Genomic DNA, 20,275 nt, shown 5'->3' on the forward strand with positions numbered 1-20,275 from the left:
GATATCAGAAAAAACGATTTTACTTAGTTCATACGGGAATTTGATAGGAATACTACTTCATCACTTTGATTCCAGTTTTGATTATGAAAAATGGGAGTAGATGACTTTTCCAGATTGTTTTCTAATTGATAGAAATGGGATTGTAAAAAGAATTATGAAAGATTAGTACTTTGATTAAATAGTGATTCATATTGTTCAAAATAGTTTGCTTTTTATAATTCGTAACCTGCCCATTGGGCAGGTTTTTTTGATGTTTTAAGGAAAATATCAAACCAGAATTTTTGATTAAAACTATTATTTTAAGAGTGAAATTTCTAATTTTATAATCTACAGGCAAACGCTTGCATTCCGTTTTTTATTGGACTATAATAGTTTGGTATAAGGCCTTCTGTAATAATAAAATGTAGAGGGTTTAGAAGGTAAGGATTTAGAATTTTTGTAGTCAAAAATACAATGTTGCTATTCCTTGCGACAGGGAGATAGATATGGCAATGATAGAAGTGGAACATCTTCAGAAAAATTTTGTGAAGACAGTAAAGGAACCTGGATTAAAGGGGGCTTTGCGCTCCTTTATTCATCCTGAAAAGCAGACTTTTGAAGCGGTCAAGGATTTGACCTTCGAGGTACCAAAGGGCCAGATTTTAGGCTTTATCGGAGCCAATGGTGCTGGGAAGTCGACAACCATCAAAATGCTGACAGGGATTTTGAAACCGACATCTGGTTTTTGTCGGATTAACGGCAAGATTCCGCAGAACAATCGTCAAGACTATGTCAAGGATATTGGGGTGGTCTTTGGTCAACGTACTCAGCTATGGTGGGATTTGGCTCTGCAAGAGACCTACACGGTCTTGAAAGAAATTTACGATGTGCCAGACTCGCTCTTTCACAAGCGCATGGACTTTTTGAATGAGGTTTTGGATTTGAAGGACTTTATCAAAGACCCCGTGCGCACTCTTTCACTTGGTCAACGGATGCGGGCGGATATTGCGGCTTCCTTGCTCCACAATCCTAAAGTTCTCTTTTTAGATGAGCCGACCATTGGTTTGGACGTTTCGGTCAAGGACAACATTCGTCGCGCCATCACCCAGATCAATCAAGAGGAAGAGACCACCATTCTCTTGACAACTCACGACCTGAGTGATATTGAGCAACTCTGTGATCGGATTTTCATGATTGACAAGGGGCAAGAGATTTTTGATGGAACGGTGAGCCAGCTCAAGGAAACTTTTGGCAAGATGAAGACTCTTTCCTTTGAATTGGTGCCAGGGCAAAGTCATCTCCTTTCTCACTATGAAGGCTTTCCTGATATGACTATTGATAGACAAGGAAATTGCCTCAACATTGAATTTGATAGTTCCCGTTACCAGTCAGCTGATATTATCAAGCAAACCCTGTATGATTTTGAAATTCGCGATTTGAAGATGGTGGATACGGATATTGAGGATATTATCCGTCGCTTCTACCGAAAGGAGCTCTAAGATGGTCAAATTGTGGAGACGTTATAAACCCTTTATCAATGCAGGTGTTCAGGAGTTGATCACCTATCGAGTCAACTTTATTCTCTACCGGATTGGGGATGTTATGGGAGCTTTTGTGGCTTTTTATCTCTGGAAGGCTGTCTTTGATTCCTCGCAGGAGTCTTTGATTCAGGGCTTTAGTATGGCAGATATCACCCTCTACATCATCATGAGTTTTGTGACCAATCTTTTGACTAGGTCGGATTCTTCTTTTATGATTGGGGAGGAGGTCAAGGATGGTTCCATTATCATGCGCTTGCTGCGACCAGTGCATTTTGCGGCCTCATATCTCTTCACCGAGCTTGGGTCCAAGTGGTTGATTTTTATCTCTGTTGGACTGCCATTTTTAAGTGTTATTGTCTTGATGAAAATCTTATCTGGGCAAGGGATTGTAGAAGTGCTGGGACTAACTACCCTTTATCTTTTTAGCTTAACGCTGGCCTATCTGATTAACTTTTTCTTTAATATCTGCTTTGGATTTTCAGCCTTTGTCTTTAAAAATCTATGGGGTTCCAATCTACTCAAGACTTCTATAGTGGCCTTTATGTCTGGAAGTCTGATTCCCTTGGCTTTCTTTCCAAAGATTGTTTCTGATATTTTGTCCTTATTGCCTTTTTCATCTTTGATTTATACTCCAGTTATGATCATTGTTGGGAAATACGATGCCAGTCAGATTCTTCAAGCACTCTTGCTACAGTTCTTCTGGCTCATAGTGATGGTGGGCTTGTCTCAGTTGATATGGAAACGAGTCCAGTCCTTTATCACTATTCAAGGAGGTTAGTATGAAAAAATATCAACGCATGCATTTGATTTTTATCAGACAATATATCAAGCAAATCATGGAATACAAGGTGGATTTTGTGGTTGGTGTTCTTGGAGTTTTTCTGACCCAAGGTTTGAACCTCTTGTTTCTCAATGTACTCTTTCAACATATCCCCTCGCTTGAAGGCTGGACCTTTCAAGAAATAGCCTTTATCTATGGTTTTTCCTTGATTCCCAAGGGATTGGACCATCTCTTTTTTGACAATCTCTGGGCACTGGGGCAACGATTGGTGAGAAAGGGAGAGTTTGACAAGTACCTGACGCGTCCTATCAATCCTCTTTTTCACATTCTGGTTGAGACCTTTCAGATTGATGCCTTGGGTGAACTTTTGGTCGGAGGTATTTTGCTAGCGACAACAGTATCAAGCATTGCTTGGACTCTTCCCAAATTCCTGCTTTTCTTAGTCTGTATCCCCTTTGCGACCTTGATTTATACTTCCTTGAAAATCGCGACAGCCAGTATCGCTTTTTGGACTAAGCAGTCAGGTGCTATGATTTATATTTTTTATATGTTTAATGACTTTGCTAAGTACCCAATTTCGATATACAATTCCCTTCTTCGTTGGTTGATTAGCTTTATCGTACCTTTCGCCTTTACAGCCTACTATCCAGCTAGCTATTTCTTGCAGGACAAAGACGGGCTCTTTAACATTGGTGGGTTAATTGTGATTTCTCTTGTCTTCTTTGTCATTTCTTTGAAACTCTGGGACAGGGGCTTAGATGCCTACGAAAGTGCGGGTTCTTAAGATATAAAATAGGATGAGAGTTAAAAATTAAATATGTTACAAACAACCGTTGAAAATTATTGCGGTTGTTTTTGCATGTTTATTAAGGCATGAATTCTATCCATACCCCTTTTTGCGATTTTGGTAATTATTCCAGTTGATTGCTACTATTTTTGATGGTAGGAATGAGTTTATATTGTACCCAGTTAACTACGAAAGTTTTGGGTTTATATTTTTTAAGGTACATTAAAAAAAAAATTAATGCGTGTTAATTTTTCTTGACTTAAATTTTTTTAATTGATATACTATTTTTCAGAGAGCTAACAATTATATATAAATGTACTACTCTATCCCACTAGATAATACGTCATAAAACTTTTTATAACAAAGGCTAGCAAAGTTAAAGTTTTCTATCTATTGGGTTTAAAATAAAAAATGAAGGAATTATAATGAAAAAAAGTACGGTATTGTCATTAACTACTGCTGCAGTTATTTTAGCAGCATATGCCCCAAATGAGGTAATTTTAGCAGATGCACCTAGTTCTGAAGATGCTTTAAGAATTTCTGATAAAGAAAAAGTAGTAGCAGATAAAGAAACAGAAAACAATGAACAATCTGAAGATATTCATAATGTTATAGAAACTTCAAAGGATACTGAGGAGAAGAAGACAACAGTTGTTGAGGAAAAAGAAGTTGTTAGTAGAAAGTCTGAGATAGACAAAAAAACTAGTAACGAAGGAGCAAGTATCAAAGAAGACTCCAAGCAACCCAAAGGAGATAATGCAGACTCGTCTGTAAGTAAGGACACGGAAAGTCCCAAAAAAGAAGATAAACTTGTCTATATTGCTGAATTTAAAGATAAAGAATCTGGAGAAAAAGTAATTAAGGAACTATCCAATCTTAAGGATACAAAAGTTTTATATACCTATAATACAATTTTTAATGGCACCGCCATTGAAACAACTCCAGATAATTTGGACAAAATTAAACAAATAGAAGGTGTTTCGTCGGTTGAACGATCACAAAAACTCCAACCAATGATGAATCATGCCAGAAAGGAAATTGGAGTTGAGGAAGCTATTGATTACCTAAAGTCTATTAATGCTCCATTCGGGAAAAATTTTGATGGTAGAGGTATGGTCATTTCAAATATCGATACTGGAACAGATTATAGGCATAAGGCTATGAGGATCGATGATGATGCCAAAGACTCAATGAAATTTAAAAAAGAGGATTTAAAAGGCACTGATAAAAATTATTGGTTGAGTGATAAAATCCCTCATGCGTTCAATTATTATAATGGTGGTAAAATCACTGTAGAAAAATATGATGATGGAAGGGATTATTTTGACCCACATGGGATGCATATTGCAGGGATTCTTGCTGGAAATGATACTGAAAAAGACATCAAGAACTTTAATGGCATAGATGGAATTGCGCCTAATGCACAAATTTTCTCTTATAAAATGTACTCTGACGCAGGATCTGGGTTTGCGGGTGATGAAACAATGTTTCATGCTATTGAAGATTCGATCAAACACAATGTCGATGTTGTTTCGGTATCATCTGGTTTTACAGGAACCGGTCTTGCAGGTGAAAAATATTGGGAGGCTATTAGAGCACTAAGAAAAGCTGGAATCCCAATGGTTGTTGCTACAGGTAATTTTGCGACTTCTGCTTCAAGTTCTTCTTGGGATTTAGTAGCCAATAATAATCTGAAAATGACAGATACTGGAAATGTAACACGAACTGCCGCACATGAAGATGCAATAGCGGTCGCTTCTGCTAAAAATCAAACCATTGAGTTTGATAAAGTTAACATAGGTGGACAAAGTTTTAAATACAGAAATATAGGGGCTTTTTTCGATAAAAATAAAATCCTAACAAATGAGGATGGCTCAAAAACTCCAAATAAATTAAAATTTGTATATATAGGCAAAGGTCAAGACCAAGATTTGATAGGCTTGGATCTTAAGGGCAAAATTGCAGTAATGGATAGAATTTATACCAAGGATTTAAAAGATGCTTTTAAAAGAGCAACGGATAAAGGTGCACGTGCTATTATGGTTGTAAATACTGTAAATTACTACAATAGAGATAATTGGACAGACCTTCCAGCTATGGGATATGAAGCGGATGAAGGGACTAAAAGTCAAGTATTTTCAATTTCAGGAGATGATGGTGTAAAATTATGGAACATGATTAACCCTGATAAAAAAACTGAAGTCAAAAGAAATAATAAGGAAGATTTTAAAGATAACTTAGAACAATACTATCCAATTGATATGGAAAGCTATAATTCTAATAAACCGAATGTAGGTGATGAAAAAGAAATTGACTTTAAATTTGCAGCTGACACAGACAAAGAACTTTATAAAGAAGATATTATAGTTCCAGCAGGGTCTACATCTTGGGGGCCAAGAACAGATTTGCTTTTAAAACCGGATGTTTCAGCACCTGGTAAAAATATTAAATCCACTCTAAATGTTATCAATGGTAAATCCACTTATGGTTATATGTCAGGAACTAGTATGGCAACTCCAATCGTAGCAGCTTCTACTGTTTTGATTCGACCAAAATTAAAGGAATTGCTTGAAAGACCTGTCTTGAAAAATCTTAAGGGAGATGACAAAATAGACCTTACAAGTCTTACAAAAATAGCTCTACAAAATACTGCAAGACCTATGATGGATGCAACCTCTTGGAAAGAAAAGAGTCAATACTATGCATCGCCTAGACAGCAGGGAGCGGGACTAATTAATGTTGCCAACGCTTTGAGAAATGAAGTTGTAGCAACTTTCAAAAATACTGATTCTAAAGGTTTGGTAAATTCATATGGTTCCATTTCTCTTAAAGAAATAAAAGGTGATAAAAAATACTTTACAATTAAGCTTCACAATACATCAAATAGACCTTTAACCTTTAAAGTTTCTGCATCAACTGTAACTACAGATGCTCTAACTGATAGGCTAAAACTCGATGAAACATATAAAGATGAAAAATCTCCGGACGGGAAGCAAATTGTTCCAGAAATTCACCCAGAAAAAGTCAAAGGAGCAAATATCACATTTGAGCATGATACTTTCACTATAGGCCCAAATTCTAGCTTTGATTTAAATGCGGTTATAAATGTTGGGGAGGCAAAAAATAAAAATAAATTTGTAGAATCATTTATTCATTTTGAGTCAGTGGAAGAAATGGAAGCTCTAAACTCCAACGGTAAGAAAAGAAACTTCCAACCTTCTTTATCGATGCCTCTAATGGGATTTGCTGGGAATTGGAACCACGAACCAATCCTTGATAAATGGGCTTGGGAAGAAGGGTCAAAATCAAAAGCAATGGAAGGTTATGATGATGATGGTAAACCAAAAATTCCAGGTACCTTAAATAAGGGGATTGGTGGAGAACATGGTATAGATAAATTTAATCCAGCAGGAGTTATACAAAACAGAAAAGATAAAAATACAACATCCCTAGATCAAAATCCAGAATTATTTGCTTTCAATAACGAAGGAATCAACGCACCATCAACGAGTGGTTCTAATATTGCTAAAATTTATCCTTTAGATTCAAATGGAAATCCTCAAGATGCTCAACTTGAGAGAGGATTAACGCCTTCCCCACTTGTATTAAGAAGTGCAGAAGAAGGAGTGATTTCAATAGTAAATACAAATAAAGAAGGAGAAAATCAAAGAGACTTAAAAGTCATTTCGAGAGAACACTTTATTAAAGGAATTTTAAACTCTAAAAGAAATGATGCAAAGGGCATTAAATCATCTAAACTAAAAGTTTGGGGTGACTTGAAATGGGATGGACTTATTTATAACCCTAGAGGTAGAGAAGAAAATGCCCCAGAAAGTAATGACAAAAAAGATCCTGCTACTAAGATACGAGGACAATTTGAACCGATTGCGGAAGGCCAATATTTCTATAAATTTAAATATAGGTTAACCAAGGATTACCCATGGCAGGTTTCCTATATTCCTGTAAAAATTGATAACACCCCTCCAAAGATTGTTTCAATTGATTTTTCAAACCCTGAAAAAATTAAGTTGATTACAAAGGATACTTATCACAAGGTCAAAGAGCAATACAAGAATGAAACGCTATTTGCGAGAGATCAAAAAGAACATCCTGAAAAATTTGACGAAATTGCCAACGAAGTTTGGTATGCTGGCGCCGCTCTTGTTAATGAAGATGGAGAGGTTGAGAAAAATCTTGAAGTCACTTATGCAGGTGAGGGTCAAGGAAGAAATAGAAAACTTGACAAAGACGGAAATACCATTTATGAAATCAAAGGTGCAGGAGATTTAAGAGGCAAAATCATTGAAGTGATTGCATTAGACGGTTCTAGCAATTTCACAAAGATTCATAGAATTAAATTTGCTGATCATGCTGATGAAAATGGGATGATTTCCTATTATCTAGTAGATCCTGATCAAGATTCATCTAAATACCAAAAGCTTGGCGAGATTTCCGAATCTAAATTTAAAAATTTAGAAAATAGAAAAGAGGATAGTCTTAAAAAAGATACAACTGAAGTAGAACATCATCAAGAAAATGAAGAGGCTACCGAAGAAAAATCTAGCTTGACTATTCATAAAACAATTTCAACAATTAGAGACTTTGAAAGCAAAGATTTAAAGAAACTCATTAAAAAGAAATTTAGAGAAGTTGATGACTTTACAAGTGAAACTGGTAAGAGAATAGAGGAATACGATTATAAATACGATGATAAGGGAAATATCATTGCTTATGACGATGGTAGTGCCTTACAATATGAAACTGAAAAACTTGATGAAATCAAATCAAAAATTTATGGTGTTTTAAGCCCGTCTAAAGATGGACACTTTGAAATTCTTGGAAAGATCAGTAATGTTTCTAAAAATGCCAAGGTGTATTATGGAAATAACTATAAATCTTTAGAAATCAAAACGACCAAGTATGATTCCCACTCAAAAACGATGACATTTGATTTATACGCTAATATTAATGATATTGTGGATGGATTAGCTTTTGCAGGCGATATGAGGTTTTTTGTCAAAGATGATGATCAGATAAAAGCTGAAACTAAAATTAGAATGCCTGAAAAAAATAAGGAAACTAAAGCAGAATATCCGTATGCATCAAGTTATGGGAATGTAATAGAATTAGGAGAAGGAGATCTTTCAAAAAATAAACCAAACAATTTAACGGACATGGAATCTGGTAAAATCTATTCTGATTCAGAAAAACAACAATATCTATTAAAGGATAACATCATTCTAAGAAAAGGCTATGCACTAAAAGTGACTACCTATAATCCTGGAAAAACGGATATGTTAGAAGGGAATGGAGTCTATAGCAAGGAAGATATAGCAAAAATCCAAAAGGCCAATCCTAATCTAAGAGTATTATCAGAAACAACAATTTATGCTGATAGTAGAAATGTTGAAGATGGAAGAAGTACTCAATCAGTATTAATGTCGGCTTTGGACGGCTTTAACATTGTAAGGTATCAAGTGTTTACCTTTAAAATGAATGATAAAGGGGAAGCTATCGATAAAGATGGAAATCTTGTGACAGATTCTTCTAAACTGGTATTATTTGGTAAGGATGGTAAAGAGTACACTGGAGAAGATAAGTCCAATGTAGAAGCTATAAAAGAAGATGGCTCTACGTTATTTATTGATGCAAAACCAGTAAATCTTTCAATGGACAAGAACTACTTTAATCCATCCAAATCTAATAAAATTTATGTACGAAATCCAGAATTTTATTTAAGAGGTAAGATTTCTGATAAGGGTGGTTTTAACTGGGAGTTGAGAGTTAATGAATCGGTTGTAGACAATTATTTAATCTACGGAGATTTACACATTGATAACACTAGAGATTTTAACATTAAGCTTAATGTTAAAGACGGTGACATCATGGACTGGGGGATGAAAGACTATAAAGCAAATGGATTCCCAGATAAGGTAACAGATATGGATGGAAATGTTTATCTTCAAACTGGCTATAGCGATTTGAATGCGAAAGCGGTTGGAGTACACTATCAATTTTTATATGATAATGTAAAACCTGAAGTAAGCATTGATCCTAAGGGAAATACTAGTATCGAATATGCTAACGGAAAATCTGTAGTCTTTAACATCAATGATAAAAGAAATAATGGATTCGATGGTGAGATTCAAGAACAACATATTTATGTAAATGGAAAAGAATACAAATCATTTGATGATATTAAACAACTAACAGATAAGACACTAAACATTAAGATTGTTGTAAAAGATTTTGCAAGAAATACAACTGTAAAAGAATTCATTTTAAATAAAGATACGGGAGAGGTAAGTGAATTAAAACCTCATAGGGTAACCGTGACCATTCAAAATGGAGAAGAAATGATTTCAATGATAGTGTCGGAAGAAGATTTTATGTTACCTGTCTATAAGGGTGAATTAGAAAAAGGATACCAATTTGATGGTTGGGAAATTTCTGGTTTCGAAGGGAAAAAAGACGCCGGCTATGTTCTTAATCTATCAAAAGATACCTTTATAAAACCTGTATTCAAGAAAATAGAGGAGAAAAAGGAGGAGGAAAATAAACCTACTTTTGATGTATCGAAAAAGAAAGAAAAAACACAATCTAATCCAACTAATGATGTCAACAGTATTGTTTCTGATGAGAATGATAAAAACTTTGAAATTAACAAGAACGTTTATCTAAATGAACAAGTGAACTTAACTAATAAAAATACCAACATCAATAGTAAATCAACTATTAACAATCCTAATCAGTTGCCAAAAACCGGAACAGCAAGCGGAGCCCAGACACTATTAGCTGCCGGAATAATGTTTATAGTAGGAGCTTTTCTTGGATTGAAGAAAAAAAATAAAGATTAAGACAAAAGCTATAGAAAAAATGGTTTATGTACTGAGATTAGATAGTGAGGTGATGACATAGTTTTGTGAAAATATTGATTTATAAATATATTATTTAGATTTCTATGAAAATGGGAGATTTTAAAGAGATATATATAAAAGCCTTGTCTCAGGACAGGCTTTTTCTAATGGTGATGAAAATCTCTTGACATCTATTTTCAGAGTGCTATACTAAAAGAGTAGTCGCCGATTTAGCTCAGTTGGTAGAGCAACGCACTCGTAACGCGTAGGTCACAGGTTCGATCCCTGCAATCGGCAGAATCAAGAAGTCCAAACGGGCTTCTTTTTTTGTAAATATAGGAAAGGTGGAACGTTTGAGATAGGTTCTATTTAACGTCTGAAACTCCTGCTTATAAATTAAAACTAAAATTTATATTTTGTGGTATAATATATTTTAATAAGCACTTGTTTTCGTTCCGTTTTAGAGGACTATAGGCTGTTAATCATTCTAGAATTTTTTGCATAGGTTTTCTAAAAATTATAAGAATCCGTGGATAGTAACGAATGAAGTATCGTAAGCTTGGCTGAATATCAATCAAAAAGGAGAAAATTATGAATAAGAAAGAACGGGAAAAACAATTTGAAGAGATCAATGGACCTAAGCGGTCTGAATCAAAGTCGGCTCCGAATAAAAATATAAAAATCTATATTGGCCTAGCACTCTCTGTTTTAGTCACTCTCATCTTGGTAAGTATTTTCTCATATCTTCTGATTGGAAAGAAAGAGCCAAATCAAGCATCGTCTGCCGTTTCAACTACAGAGTCAACAAGTCAATCGTCTACAAACCAAGGAAAAATAGATGAGACTGATAAGGATAAACAAGAGGAAATTCAAAAACTCAAGAATCAACTGGCTGATTTGGATACCAAGATTATTGAAGCAGAAGCACTTGTTAGCAAGCTAAAGAAAGAAACTGCTGTTCCAAAACTAGATATTGAAGCAATCAAGAACAATGATTTGTCTAGTTTAGAAGGCACTTGGCGTAGTCAATCTGGCAATGAATACATTATTAAGAGTTCTGGAGAAGTAGATGCGACTTGGTTTACAAATGATCAAAAGTACGAATCTGTAGTTGGATTAAAGGTATCAAAAGGTCAAGATAGTCGTAACCCTGAGACAGCTTCTCTCAGTGCGTGGGTGAAAGATTCTGTTGCTGGAGGATTTGTAGTAGTAGCTGTGCCAAGCGGAGTTGTTATGCAACCTGGTGATGATGGAAAGATTACGGATAAAAGCAATCATGCTGAAGAAAGACTACTTTCGGGTCAAGATTACGGGTCTATGTTAATGAAACCAGAAGATGTTTACTATCGTGTGAAACCAGATACTAGTAAACTTGAGGAAGCAGAAAAGAACTTAGCTCAACTACAAGCAGACCGTGAATCAATCAAATCTTCTCTAGAGCCAAAGGAAAAGAAAAACTAGATGGTATTCGTTCAAAAATACTGTTACAATCGGCAGAATCAAGAAGCCCATTAGGGCTTCTTTTTCTTTTGTTACAAATACTCAACCACTTAGACAGAGATATTGACCAGATAGGCAAAAGGGCTTGTTCTTGAAAAATTCCTCTGCTATAATGGTTCATGTAAGGGACGTGAGGGGTCAGTATCAGACAACTCAAGTCAATAAAAAAGAAAATGGAGACAAAAAATGAAAAAATTATTGGGACTTGTATTTTTAGTAGCAGCAGCGCTAGTATTGTATTTCGGATCTGTTGGATGGCCAAGTTTGGATGTCAACCTCTGGTCACTGTTTCCAGTTGGCTTGTTCCTTTATTTCACTCTGGAAAACTTTTTGAAAAAAGACTACAAGGCTAGTCTGATGTGCTTGATTATTGCTTTTATCATTGCAAATGCAATTTTTGATATTTTGCCAATCTCAAGTGGTTTGGTAATTGGTGCGGGAGTGCTAGCTTGTGTAGGACTTGGCTACCTCTTTCCTGATAAAGATAAAAAAGAAGGCAAATAAAAAGTCTCGAGATTTCTCGAGACTTTTTTACTGACCAGCGTAGTATTTTTGGATCCCTTTTACAATGCCTGCGACCAGTTTATCTTGGTAGCGGCTATCTCTGATTTGTTGGCTTTCAGTGAAATTATCCATATAACCAAGTTCAAGGAGGACGGCTGGTTTGGCTGTTTCGCGTAGTACAGCATAGCTGCTCTCCAATAAGCCAGCATCCTTGGCCCCTGTTTCTGCTAGAAGAGAGGAGTGGATGGCAGCGGCGAGGCGTCTGCTTTCACTCATACGATCAGGGTGATTGTGCCAGTATTTATTAATCTTGCTTGGGTAATCAGGTTCATCGCTATAGGAGTAGGTTTGAATACCGCTTGCTTTTGAGTATGCGCTACCAGTTGCATTGAAGTGAATACTGATAAAGATGTCAGAGTTGGTCTTATTAACCATACGAGAACGTTCGGTTACAAAATCAACGTCAATATCACTATCACGAGAGGTGAGGACCTTGTAGCCTAGTTCTTCTAACTTAGCACGAAGTTTACGGTAAATCTGCATGTTGAGATCTTTTTCAGCGACATTGTAGTAAAAGGCACCGGAATCTCGACCACCATGTCCAGGATCTAGGAAGATGGTATTGCTGTATAGGCCTTTTGTAAATCCACCTTCAGTTGAAACTTCAGAAATCCATTGGCCGTATTTTTGGAACAAGTGTTCCTTACCGTCTATCTTGTAAGTTCCTGAAACATAATGTCCATTATCATCTAGGTAGTAGCGTGCTTTGTCAGAGTTATCGTAAATCCATTCGCTCTTTGCCATGTAACCACCTGACTTGAGGTAGTATGCTCCAATCCACTCCTGATTTGCATAACGGCCATCCGCTTTTAGATAGAACCAGCTCTTGTAGGCTTTATCGAAGATCCACTCATTCTCCGCCATGGCTCCACTGGTTTTAAGGTAGTAGCTTTCTTTCCATTTGTCTGCTAGCATTCCACCATTCTGGTCAAATGAGTACCAGGAACCCTGAATCTTTTGCCAGTTTTCTTGGACATATCTCCCTGACCCGTTCGCATAGAACCAAGTATCCTTGATTTTGACCCAGTTGTTTTCTGCCATAGCTCCACTCTGGTTGAAGAGGTAACCCTTGAAGGTTGTCGCACTCAGCATTTCACCGTCTTTGTCAAAATAGTACCAAGAACCGTTGATTTTCTCCCATTTGTCCTGCAAAATTTTTCCGGAAGGAGCGACATAGTACCAAATTTGGTCTAATTTAGTCCAACCCTTTTCTGCCATAGCTCCGCTTTTTGTGAGAAGATAGCCGTCAACGGAGGTGTTGCTGAGCATGCTTCCAGTTTGATCAAAATAGTACCAAGAGCCGTTAATTTTTTTCCAGGTGTTCTGAATTAGTCGTCCAGAGGAATTAGCATAATACCATCGGTTGTCCAATTTGGTCCAACTATTTTCTATCATGACACCATCTTGATCAAAGGCATAGCCTTTGTAGATAGTAGAATGAAGACGATTTCCATCTTGATCGAAGTAGTACCATTTTCCTTGGATTTGTTTCCAATTCAAAGCAGGCTTATCATCTTGGTAAAAGCGCCAGTTTTGATTTTCTTGGTACCACCCTTCTTTTTTAGGCTTGTCTTCTTGTACATCTACTTTCGGAAGAGTTTCTGATTTAGAGTTTTCCTCAACACTCGATTCTTTCTTTTCTTCTTTGGCAATTGCTTCCTTGACAGCAGATGTGGATTGAGTTGTGTATTCTTCTCCTAAGACGGATGCGGGTGCTAATCCTGCGATTGAAAGGATTAAAGCACTGGTCAGTAGTATCTTTTTCACTTTCTATTTCCTAACTTTTTCTTTTTCCCTTTTTCATTTTTCCTATTAATTATCGAATTGAACTTCTTCTACTAAGTATTCGATAAAGCGTTCGCCCATCTTAGACAGGCTGGTTTTTTCATGTTGGATATAGACCAGTTCAATCGGGTCGTCAATGTCCAGCGGAATGGAAACGATATTATCTCCGTTGAGGTTGCTGTTCAAAATCCCTGTTGCAATGGTGTAACCATCCAAACCAATCAAGAGGTTAAAGAGGGTGGCACGGTCACTGACCACGATGGATTTCTTGTGGTGTTCTTGGGAAAGGATTTCCTCTGAGAAGTAGAAGGAGTTGTGCGTCCCCTGGTCGTAACTGAGGTACGGAAAGTCTTCCAAATCAGCCAGTTTGACCTTGTCTTTTTTAGCTAGAGGGTTGGTCTTGCTGACAAAGATATGGGGTTGAGCGGTAAAGAGGTGGTGGGCTAAGAGGTGGTTATCATCCAGCATTTTCGTTAAAACATCGCGGTTGTAGCTGTTTAAAAAGAGGACACCGACCTCGCTACGGAAGTTCTTGACGTCATCGATAATCTCCCAAGTCCGAGTTTCACGAAGGAAGAGCTCGTATTTTTCCATATCACTTTTCTTTAGCAAGGAGACAAAGGCATTGACTACAAAAGCATAGTGCTGAGAGGAAACGCTGAAGAGTTCGCGGTGGGCGACAGGATTTTTATAGCGTTCCTCCAGAAGCTGCGTTTGCTCGACAACTTGACGAGCGTAGGAGAGAAACTCCATCCCATCACGGGTCAAGGTAATGCCCTTGGGATTGCGGATAAAGATTTCAATGCCCATTTCATTTTCCAAGTCTCGAACGGCATTTGAAAGACTGGGTTGGGTGATAAAGAGTTGCTTGGCCGCCTCATTCATAGAGCCAGTTTCGACAATTTTGATAATATAGTGTAGTTGTTGAATTCTCATGTTTTTATTGTACCATACTTGCAGAAAAATGGGCAATGAAGACGAAGAAAATAGGGGGAAAGAGCCGGTCCAGTATTGAAAAAAAGTCTAGAATTTGCTAAAATGGAAGCTATGAAAACATTCTATGATGTGCAGCAATTTCTCAAACAGTTTGGCATTATTGTTTACATGGGGAAGCGCTTGTATGATATTGAACTGATGAAGCTCGAACTCTCTCGGATCTATGATGCAGGTCTGATGGACAAGCTAGACTATCTAGAAGCAGAAGCTGTTCTTCGTAGAGAGCACAAGATAGAATTAGACTACTTAGAGAAAAATGGAGATAAGAACTTATGACAATTTGGATTTTGTGGGGAATCGTACTAGCGATGGCAGCATGGATGGGGTATAACTATCTTCGTATTCGTCGTGCGGCTAAGATTGTGGACAATGCAGAATTTGAAGCCTTGATTCGGAAAGGGCAATTGATTGATGTCCGTGAACCAGCAGAATTTCACAGAAAACACATTCTTGGTGCGCGCAATATTCCTTCAAATCAGTTGAAGTCAAGCCTTGCAGCTCTTCGAAAGGATAAACCTGTCCTTCTCTACGAAAACCAACGCGGACAACGAGTGACCAATGCAGCACTTTATTTGAAAAAACAAGGTTTCTCTGAAATTTATATCCTTTCTTATGGATTGGATTCTTGGAACGGGAAGGTCAAGACTAGCTAACATTCTGTTAAAAACTGTCGAATGATAGATAAAGCTTGCATTTTATGGTATTATCATTTATATTAATTTTAAGGAGATTTTATAATATGAATTCACAACAAAAGAAAAAACCTTCACTTATTTTAGGTATCTTATCTATCGTTCTTGGTTTGCTATCGCCAATAGTGGGTCTGATTTTGGGGATCATAGGATTGGTCTTGGCTTTTTCATACCAAAAAGAATCTGGACTGGACTATAAAACAGAAAAAATTCTCAATATCGTAGGACTTGTAGTTTCTGTTCTTAACTGGATTCTAGCAATCGCAATAGTTTTTAGATAAGCAAAAAACAAAAAAGCTTTAAACATAAAGCTTTTTTCTTTTATCCACTTTTTTCTAAATAGTTTTTAATGATTTCCAATTCCTCTGGATTCAAGGGACGGTATTGCCCTTCTGCTAGTTCTAGGTCTAATGTAAAATAGCCGAACTGGACTCGTTTTAGGGCAGTAACCTTGACACCAACTGATAGAAACATCTTCTTGACTTGATGAAATTTGCCCTCAGAGATAGTGATGGTGGCCCGGCTCTCTGTTGGGCTTGGGGACAGAATTTCGAGCTGAGCAGGTTTACAAGTAGTCCCATCTAAAAAGACAATCCCCTCTTTGAATGACTGGATATGGTCTGGTGTGAGCAGTCCGTTGACCACCACTTGATAGGATTTATCGACATGGTACTGGGGATGAAGGAGCTGAAAACCAAGAGGTCCATTGTCTGTCAAAAGGAGCAGTCCCGTCGTATCACGGTCTAGTCTGCCGACAGCATAGAGCTGGTCAGACTGGATGTCAGGTGGAAGGAGGTCCATGACGGTTGGTAGGTCCTTATCCTGACTGGCTGTCACCACTCTACCTGGTTTATGAAGCATGAGGTAGGTGTGCTTGTATCCTTGGATTTGTCGTCCTTGAAAAACTAGTTTCTGCAATCCAGTATCGACATTTTGAGCGAGGGAGTTGGCTGGACAATCATCTACTAGGATTTCTTTTTTCAGGAGTGCCTGTTTCATAGCCTTGCGACTGATCATTTCTTGGGCTAATAATCTATCTAAACGCATACCAGCTTATCTTATCATAAGTCTCTGACTTTGAAAAGAGTTGCCTTGACTAGAAAAGTAGAGTGAAAACATTTACACTTAGCTGAACTGTGATTTTTGAATGAGACTGTGGTATAATTGTTCAGTTAGAAATAAAAATTTAAAATATTAGAGGAAATCATGACAAAATTAAGAGAAGATATCCGTAACATTGCGATTATCGCCCACGTTGACCACGGTAAAACAACTCTCGTTGACGAATTATTGAAACAATCAGAAACTCTTGATGCACGTACTGAATTGGCAGAGCGTGCTATGGACTCAAACGATATCGAAAAAGAGCGTGGAATTACCATCCTTGCTAAGAATACAGCCGTTGCTTACAATGGAACTCGTATCAATATCATGGACACACCAGGACACGCGGACTTCGGTGGAGAAGTTGAGCGTATCATGAAAATGGTTGACGGTGTTGTCTTGGTCGTAGATGCCTACGAAGGAACCATGCCACAGACTCGTTTCGTATTGAAAAAAGCCTTGGAACAAGACCTTGTTCCAATCGTGGTTGTCAACAAAATCGACAAACCTTCAGCTCGTCCAGCAGAAGTAGTGGACGAAGTCTTGGAACTCTTCATCGAGCTTGGTGCAGATGATGACCAGCTTGATTTCCCAGTTGTTTATGCTTCAGCGATTAACGGAACATCTTCCTTGTCAGATGATCCAGCTGATCAAGAAAAAACAATGGCGCCAATCTTTGACACCATTATCGATCATATCCCAGCTCCAGTAGACAACTCAGATGAGCCTTTGCAGTTCCAAGTGTCACTTTTGGACTACAATGACTTCGTAGGTCGTATCGGTATCGGTCGTGTCTTCCGTGGTAGTGTGAAAGTTGGGGACCAAGTTACCCTTTCTAAACTAGATGGTACAACGAAGAACTTCCGTGTTACAAAACTCTTTGGTTTCTTTGGTTTGGAACGTCGTGAAATCCAAGAAGCAAAAGCAGGTGACTTGATTGCCGTTTCAGGTATGGAAGATATCTTTGTTGGTGAGACGATTACACCGACAGATGCAGTTGAGCCTCTTCCAATCCTACACATCGATGAGCCAACTCTTCAAATGACCTTCTTGGTCAACAACTCACCATTTGCTGGTAAAGAAGGTAAATGGGTGACTTCTCGTAAGGTGGAAGAACGCTTGCAAGCAGAATTGCAAACAGACGTTTCCCTTCGTGTTGACCCAACGGACTCACCAGATAAATGGACTGTTTCAGGACGTGGAGAATTGCACTTGTCAATCCTGATCGAAACCATGCGTCGTGAGGGTTATGAGCTTCAAGTATCTCGTCCAGAAGTTATCGTAAAAGAAATCGACGGTGTTAAATGTGAGCCATTTGAACGTGTTCAAATCGATACTCCAGAAGAATACCAAGGTTCTGTTATCCAAAGCCTTTCTGAACGTAAGGGTGAAATGTTGGATATGATTTCAACCGGTAATGGTCAAACTCGTTTGGTCTTCCTTGTTCCAGCGCGTGGTTTGATTGGATACTCAACTGAGTTCTTGTCAATGACTCGTGGTTACGGTATCATGAACCATACCTTTGACCAATACTTGCCATTGATTCCAGGTGAAATTGGGGGACGTCATCGTGGTGCCCTTGTTTCCATCGATGCTGGTAAGGCAACAACCTATTCAATCATGTCTATCGAAGAACGTGGAACCATCTTTGTCAACCCAGGTACTGAGGTTTACGAAGGAATGATCATCGGTGAAAACTCTCGTGAGAACGACTTGACAGTTAACATCACTAAGGCCAAACAAATGACCAACGTTCGTTCTGCAACCAAGGACCAAACAGCTGTTATCAAGACACCACGTATCTTGACACTTGAAGAGTCTCTTGAGTTCTTGAATGACGATGAGTACATGGAAGTAACGCCTGAGTCTATCCGTTTGCGTAAACAAATCCTTAACAAGGCAGAGCGTGAGAAAGCCAACAAGAAGAAAAAATCAGCTGAATAAGAGCTAGAAAGAGATAAAGATGATCTATTTAATCATAGGGATACTCTTATTACTACTCTATGTATTTGCGACACCTCAAAGTATTAAAGGAACAGTCAACATCGTTATCTTGGTCTTTGTAGTTGTTGCACTCTTGATTTTGCTGATGTTGTCCATCTTGCAAATCTTCCAATTACCGACAGAATTCTTTGTCACAATCGCCATGCTGGCCCTAGCCTACTTTAGCTTGAGAGACATTACGCTCATGTCTGTAAAAAAGAGCAGAAGAAGATAAATAGAAAGAGAGCTATGGCTCTCTTTTTCTATGCTAGAATGAAGGCTAGAGCATTTTCGTTTAGTATTATTTCCATAAAAATGGTAAAATAGTAGGAGTAGAAATGGAGTTTGAGACATGAAAGTAATCGATCAATTTAAAAATAAGAAAGTTCTTGTTTTAGGTTTGGCTAAGTCTGGTGAGTCTGCGGCCCGTTTGTTGGACAAGCTAGGAGCTATTGTGACAGTAAATGACGGCAAGCCTTTTGAGGAAAATCCAGCTGCACAAAGCCTACTGGAAGATGGAATCAAGGTTGTCACTGGTGGGCATCCTTTGGAGCTCTTGGATGAAGATTTCGCTCTGATGGTGAAAAATCCAGGTATCCCGTATAGCAATCCCATGATTGAAAAGGCATTGGCAAAGGGGATTCCAGTCTTGACTGAGGTGGAATTGGCTTATTTGATTTCGGAAGCACCAATTATCGGTATCACTGGTTCAAATGGGAAAACCACTACAACGACGATGATTGGGGAAGTTTTGACTGCTGCTGGTCAACGCGGTCTCTTGTCAGGGAACATCGGCTATCCTGCTAGTCAAGTGGCTCAAACTGCAACAGCCAAGGACACGCTCGTCATGGAACTTTCTTCTTTCCAACTGATGGGTGTCCAAGAATTCCATCCTGAGATTGCGGTTATTACCAACCTCATGCCAACTCATATCGACTATCATGGTTCTTTTGAAGAGTATGTGGCAGCTAAGTGGAATATCCAGAACAAGATGACAGCGGATGATTTCCTTGTATTGAACTTTAACCAAGACTTGGCAAAAGAATTGGCTACTAAAACACAAGCCACTGTTGTTCCATTTTCAACACTTAAAAAGGTTGATGGAGCCTATCTTGCAGATGGTCAACTCTATTTCCGTGGCGAAGTGGTCATGGCAGCTAGTGAAATCGGTGTTCCAGGTAGCCACAATGTAGAAAATGCCCTTGCGACTATTGCTGTAGCCAAGCTCCGTGGTGTGGATAACCAAACCATCAAGGAAACTCTTTCATCCTTTGGTGGTGTCAAACACCGTCTCCAATTTGTGGATGAAATTCAGGGTGTCAAGTTCTATAACGATAGTAAGTCAACCAATATCTTGGCTACTCAAAAAGCCTTGTCAGGATTTGACAATAGCAAGGTCATTTTGATTGCAGGTGGTTTGGATCGTGGCAATGAGTTTGACGAATTGGTGCCAGATATTACTGGGCTCAAGAAGATGGTCATCCTCGGTCAGTCTGCAGAACGTGTCAAACGGGCAGCGGATAAGGCTGGTGTGGCTTATGTAGATGCGACAGATATTGCTGATGCGACCCGCAAGGCTTATGAGCTCGCGACTCAAGGAGATGTGGTTCTCCTCAGTCCTGCCAATGCTAGCTGGGATATGTATGCTAACTTTGAAGTACGTGGCGACCTCTTTATCAACACAGTAGCGGAGTTAAAGGAATAAT

The 20,275-nt window shown here is 38.2% G+C and carries 15 protein-coding genes, 1 tRNA gene and 1 pseudogene; 14 read left to right on the top strand and 3 right to left on the bottom strand.

Annotated elements, in window-relative coordinates; translation table 11 throughout:
* Positions 1 to 4: 4 nt before the first annotated feature.
* The 8 genes and pseudogenes from HMPREF2655_RS10530 to HMPREF2655_RS05610 form a co-directional block, all read left to right on the top strand.
* Positions 5 to 166, top strand: a pseudogene (locus tag HMPREF2655_RS10530) (phosphoglycerate mutase); the annotation flags it as partial.
* A 319-nt stretch (positions 167 to 485) separates the two neighbouring features.
* Positions 486 to 1,478 carry an ABC transporter ATP-binding protein gene (locus tag HMPREF2655_RS05580; RefSeq protein ID WP_070838059.1) on the top strand — a complete coding sequence of 331 codons (993 nt, stop codon included), beginning with the start codon at positions 486 to 488 and terminating at the stop codon, positions 1,476 to 1,478.
* 1 nt (position 1,479) lies between these two features.
* Entirely contained in the window at positions 1,480 to 2,298 is an 819-nt protein-coding gene (locus HMPREF2655_RS05585) for an ABC transporter permease (protein WP_070838061.1), read from the top strand.
* A 1-nt stretch (position 2,299) separates the two neighbouring features.
* A complete protein-coding gene (locus HMPREF2655_RS05590) occupies positions 2,300 to 3,085 on the top strand; it encodes an ABC transporter permease (RefSeq protein ID WP_070838062.1) in 786 nt (261 codons plus the stop codon).
* Between the two features lie 428 nt (positions 3,086 to 3,513).
* Positions 3,514 to 9,945: a S8 family peptidase gene (locus HMPREF2655_RS05595; protein WP_070838064.1), complete on the top strand. Its 6,432-nt coding sequence runs from the start codon at positions 3,514 to 3,516 to the stop codon at positions 9,943 to 9,945.
* 224 nt (positions 9,946 to 10,169) lie between these two features.
* Positions 10,170 to 10,242, top strand: a tRNA-Thr gene (locus HMPREF2655_RS05600).
* A gap of 294 nt (positions 10,243 to 10,536) precedes the next feature.
* Positions 10,537 to 11,406, top strand: coding sequence for a DUF6287 domain-containing protein (locus HMPREF2655_RS05605; RefSeq protein ID WP_070838066.1), 870 nt, complete (start codon positions 10,537 to 10,539; stop codon positions 11,404 to 11,406).
* A 225-nt stretch (positions 11,407 to 11,631) separates the two neighbouring features.
* Positions 11,632 to 11,949: a LiaF transmembrane domain-containing protein gene (locus tag HMPREF2655_RS05610; protein ID WP_070838068.1), complete on the top strand. Its 318-nt coding sequence runs from the start codon at positions 11,632 to 11,634 to the stop codon at positions 11,947 to 11,949.
* Positions 11,950 to 11,976: 27 nt separating this feature from the next.
* Here HMPREF2655_RS05610 and HMPREF2655_RS05615 read toward each other — a convergent pair whose 3' ends face one another.
* Positions 11,977 to 13,776, bottom strand: coding sequence for an N-acetylmuramoyl-L-alanine amidase (locus HMPREF2655_RS05615; protein WP_070838070.1), 1,800 nt, complete (start codon positions 13,774 to 13,776; stop codon positions 11,977 to 11,979).
* A gap of 45 nt (positions 13,777 to 13,821) precedes the next feature.
* Positions 13,822 to 14,730 carry a LysR family transcriptional regulator gene (locus HMPREF2655_RS05620; RefSeq protein ID WP_007517612.1) on the bottom strand — a complete coding sequence of 303 codons (909 nt, stop codon included), beginning with the start codon at positions 14,728 to 14,730 and terminating at the stop codon, positions 13,822 to 13,824.
* A gap of 102 nt (positions 14,731 to 14,832) precedes the next feature.
* Here HMPREF2655_RS05620 and HMPREF2655_RS05625 point away from each other — a divergent pair, with 102 nt between their 5' ends.
* The 3 genes from HMPREF2655_RS05625 (at position 14,833) to HMPREF2655_RS05635 (ending at position 15,763) form a co-directional block, all read left to right on the top strand.
* A complete protein-coding gene (locus HMPREF2655_RS05625) occupies positions 14,833 to 15,066 on the top strand; it encodes a YqgQ family protein (RefSeq protein ID WP_070838353.1) in 234 nt (77 codons plus the stop codon).
* The gene (locus tag HMPREF2655_RS05630) at positions 15,063 to 15,443 is read left to right on the top strand and encodes a rhodanese-like domain-containing protein (protein WP_061417295.1); all 381 of its coding nucleotides are present in this window, start codon (positions 15,063 to 15,065) and stop codon (positions 15,441 to 15,443) included. Before HMPREF2655_RS05625 ends, HMPREF2655_RS05630 begins: the two co-directional genes overlap by 4 nt.
* 86 nt (positions 15,444 to 15,529) lie before the next feature.
* Entirely contained in the window at positions 15,530 to 15,763 is a 234-nt protein-coding gene (locus HMPREF2655_RS05635) for a hypothetical protein (RefSeq protein WP_001088138.1), read from the top strand.
* Between the two features lie 40 nt (positions 15,764 to 15,803).
* On the opposite strand, the gene HMPREF2655_RS05640 is transcribed toward HMPREF2655_RS05635, so the two are convergent.
* Positions 15,804 to 16,529 (bottom strand): 16S rRNA pseudouridine(516) synthase, encoded by a 726-nt coding sequence (locus HMPREF2655_RS05640; RefSeq protein WP_070838072.1) that lies wholly within the window; start codon positions 16,527 to 16,529, stop codon positions 15,804 to 15,806.
* Positions 16,530 to 16,688: 159 nt separating this feature from the next.
* Between HMPREF2655_RS05640 and typA the strand changes: the two genes are divergently transcribed.
* The 3 genes from typA (at position 16,689) to murD (ending at position 20,274) form a co-directional block, all read left to right on the top strand.
* On the top strand, positions 16,689 to 18,530 hold the full coding sequence (typA, locus tag HMPREF2655_RS05645) for a translational GTPase TypA (RefSeq protein WP_000164119.1): 1,842 nt from the start codon (positions 16,689 to 16,691) through the stop codon (positions 18,528 to 18,530).
* 19 nt (positions 18,531 to 18,549) lie between these two features.
* Positions 18,550 to 18,804 (top strand): DUF3165 family protein, encoded by a 255-nt coding sequence (locus HMPREF2655_RS05650; protein ID WP_000639708.1) that lies wholly within the window; start codon positions 18,550 to 18,552, stop codon positions 18,802 to 18,804.
* 117 nt (positions 18,805 to 18,921) lie between these two features.
* The gene (gene murD / locus HMPREF2655_RS05655; RefSeq protein ID WP_070838074.1) at positions 18,922 to 20,274 is read left to right on the top strand and encodes a UDP-N-acetylmuramoyl-L-alanine--D-glutamate ligase; all 1,353 of its coding nucleotides are present in this window, start codon (positions 18,922 to 18,924) and stop codon (positions 20,272 to 20,274) included.
* Position 20,275: the final 1 nt, after the last annotated feature.

The organism is Streptococcus sp. HMSC066F01 (genome assembly GCF_001837335.1).
Taxonomy (GTDB): Bacteria; Bacillota; Bacilli; order Lactobacillales; family Streptococcaceae; genus Streptococcus; species Streptococcus oralis_S.

What these genes read in the sequence shown, in the direction of transcription:
- HMPREF2655_RS05595 (WP_070838064.1), top strand. Translation starts at nt 3,514, where the DNA reads ATGAAAAAAAGTACGGTATTGTCATTAACTACTGCTGCAGTTATTTTA.
- HMPREF2655_RS05605 (WP_070838066.1), top strand. Translation starts at nt 10,537, where the DNA reads ATGAATAAGAAAGAACGGGAAAAACAATTTGAAGAGATCAATGGACCT.
- HMPREF2655_RS05590 (WP_070838062.1), top strand. Translation starts at nt 2,300, where the DNA reads ATGAAAAAATATCAACGCATGCATTTGATTTTTATCAGACAATATATC.
- murD (WP_070838074.1), top strand. Translation starts at nt 18,922, where the DNA reads ATGAAAGTAATCGATCAATTTAAAAATAAGAAAGTTCTTGTTTTAGGT.
- HMPREF2655_RS05630 (WP_061417295.1), top strand. Translation starts at nt 15,063, where the DNA reads ATGACAATTTGGATTTTGTGGGGAATCGTACTAGCGATGGCAGCATGG.
- HMPREF2655_RS05635 (WP_001088138.1), top strand. Translation starts at nt 15,530, where the DNA reads ATGAATTCACAACAAAAGAAAAAACCTTCACTTATTTTAGGTATCTTA.
- HMPREF2655_RS05580 (WP_070838059.1), top strand. Translation starts at nt 486, where the DNA reads ATGGCAATGATAGAAGTGGAACATCTTCAGAAAAATTTTGTGAAGACA.
- HMPREF2655_RS05610 (WP_070838068.1), top strand. Translation starts at nt 11,632, where the DNA reads ATGAAAAAATTATTGGGACTTGTATTTTTAGTAGCAGCAGCGCTAGTA.
- HMPREF2655_RS05585 (WP_070838061.1), top strand. Translation starts at nt 1,480, where the DNA reads ATGGTCAAATTGTGGAGACGTTATAAACCCTTTATCAATGCAGGTGTT.
- HMPREF2655_RS05640 (WP_070838072.1), bottom strand. Translation starts at nt 16,529, where the DNA reads ATGCGTTTAGATAGATTATTAGCCCAAGAAATGATCAGTCGCAAGGCT.
- HMPREF2655_RS05650 (WP_000639708.1), top strand. Translation starts at nt 18,550, where the DNA reads ATGATCTATTTAATCATAGGGATACTCTTATTACTACTCTATGTATTT.
- HMPREF2655_RS05625 (WP_070838353.1), top strand. Translation starts at nt 14,833, where the DNA reads ATGGAAGCTATGAAAACATTCTATGATGTGCAGCAATTTCTCAAACAG.
- HMPREF2655_RS05620 (WP_007517612.1), bottom strand. Translation starts at nt 14,730, where the DNA reads ATGAGAATTCAACAACTACACTATATTATCAAAATTGTCGAAACTGGC.
- typA (WP_000164119.1), top strand. Translation starts at nt 16,689, where the DNA reads ATGACAAAATTAAGAGAAGATATCCGTAACATTGCGATTATCGCCCAC.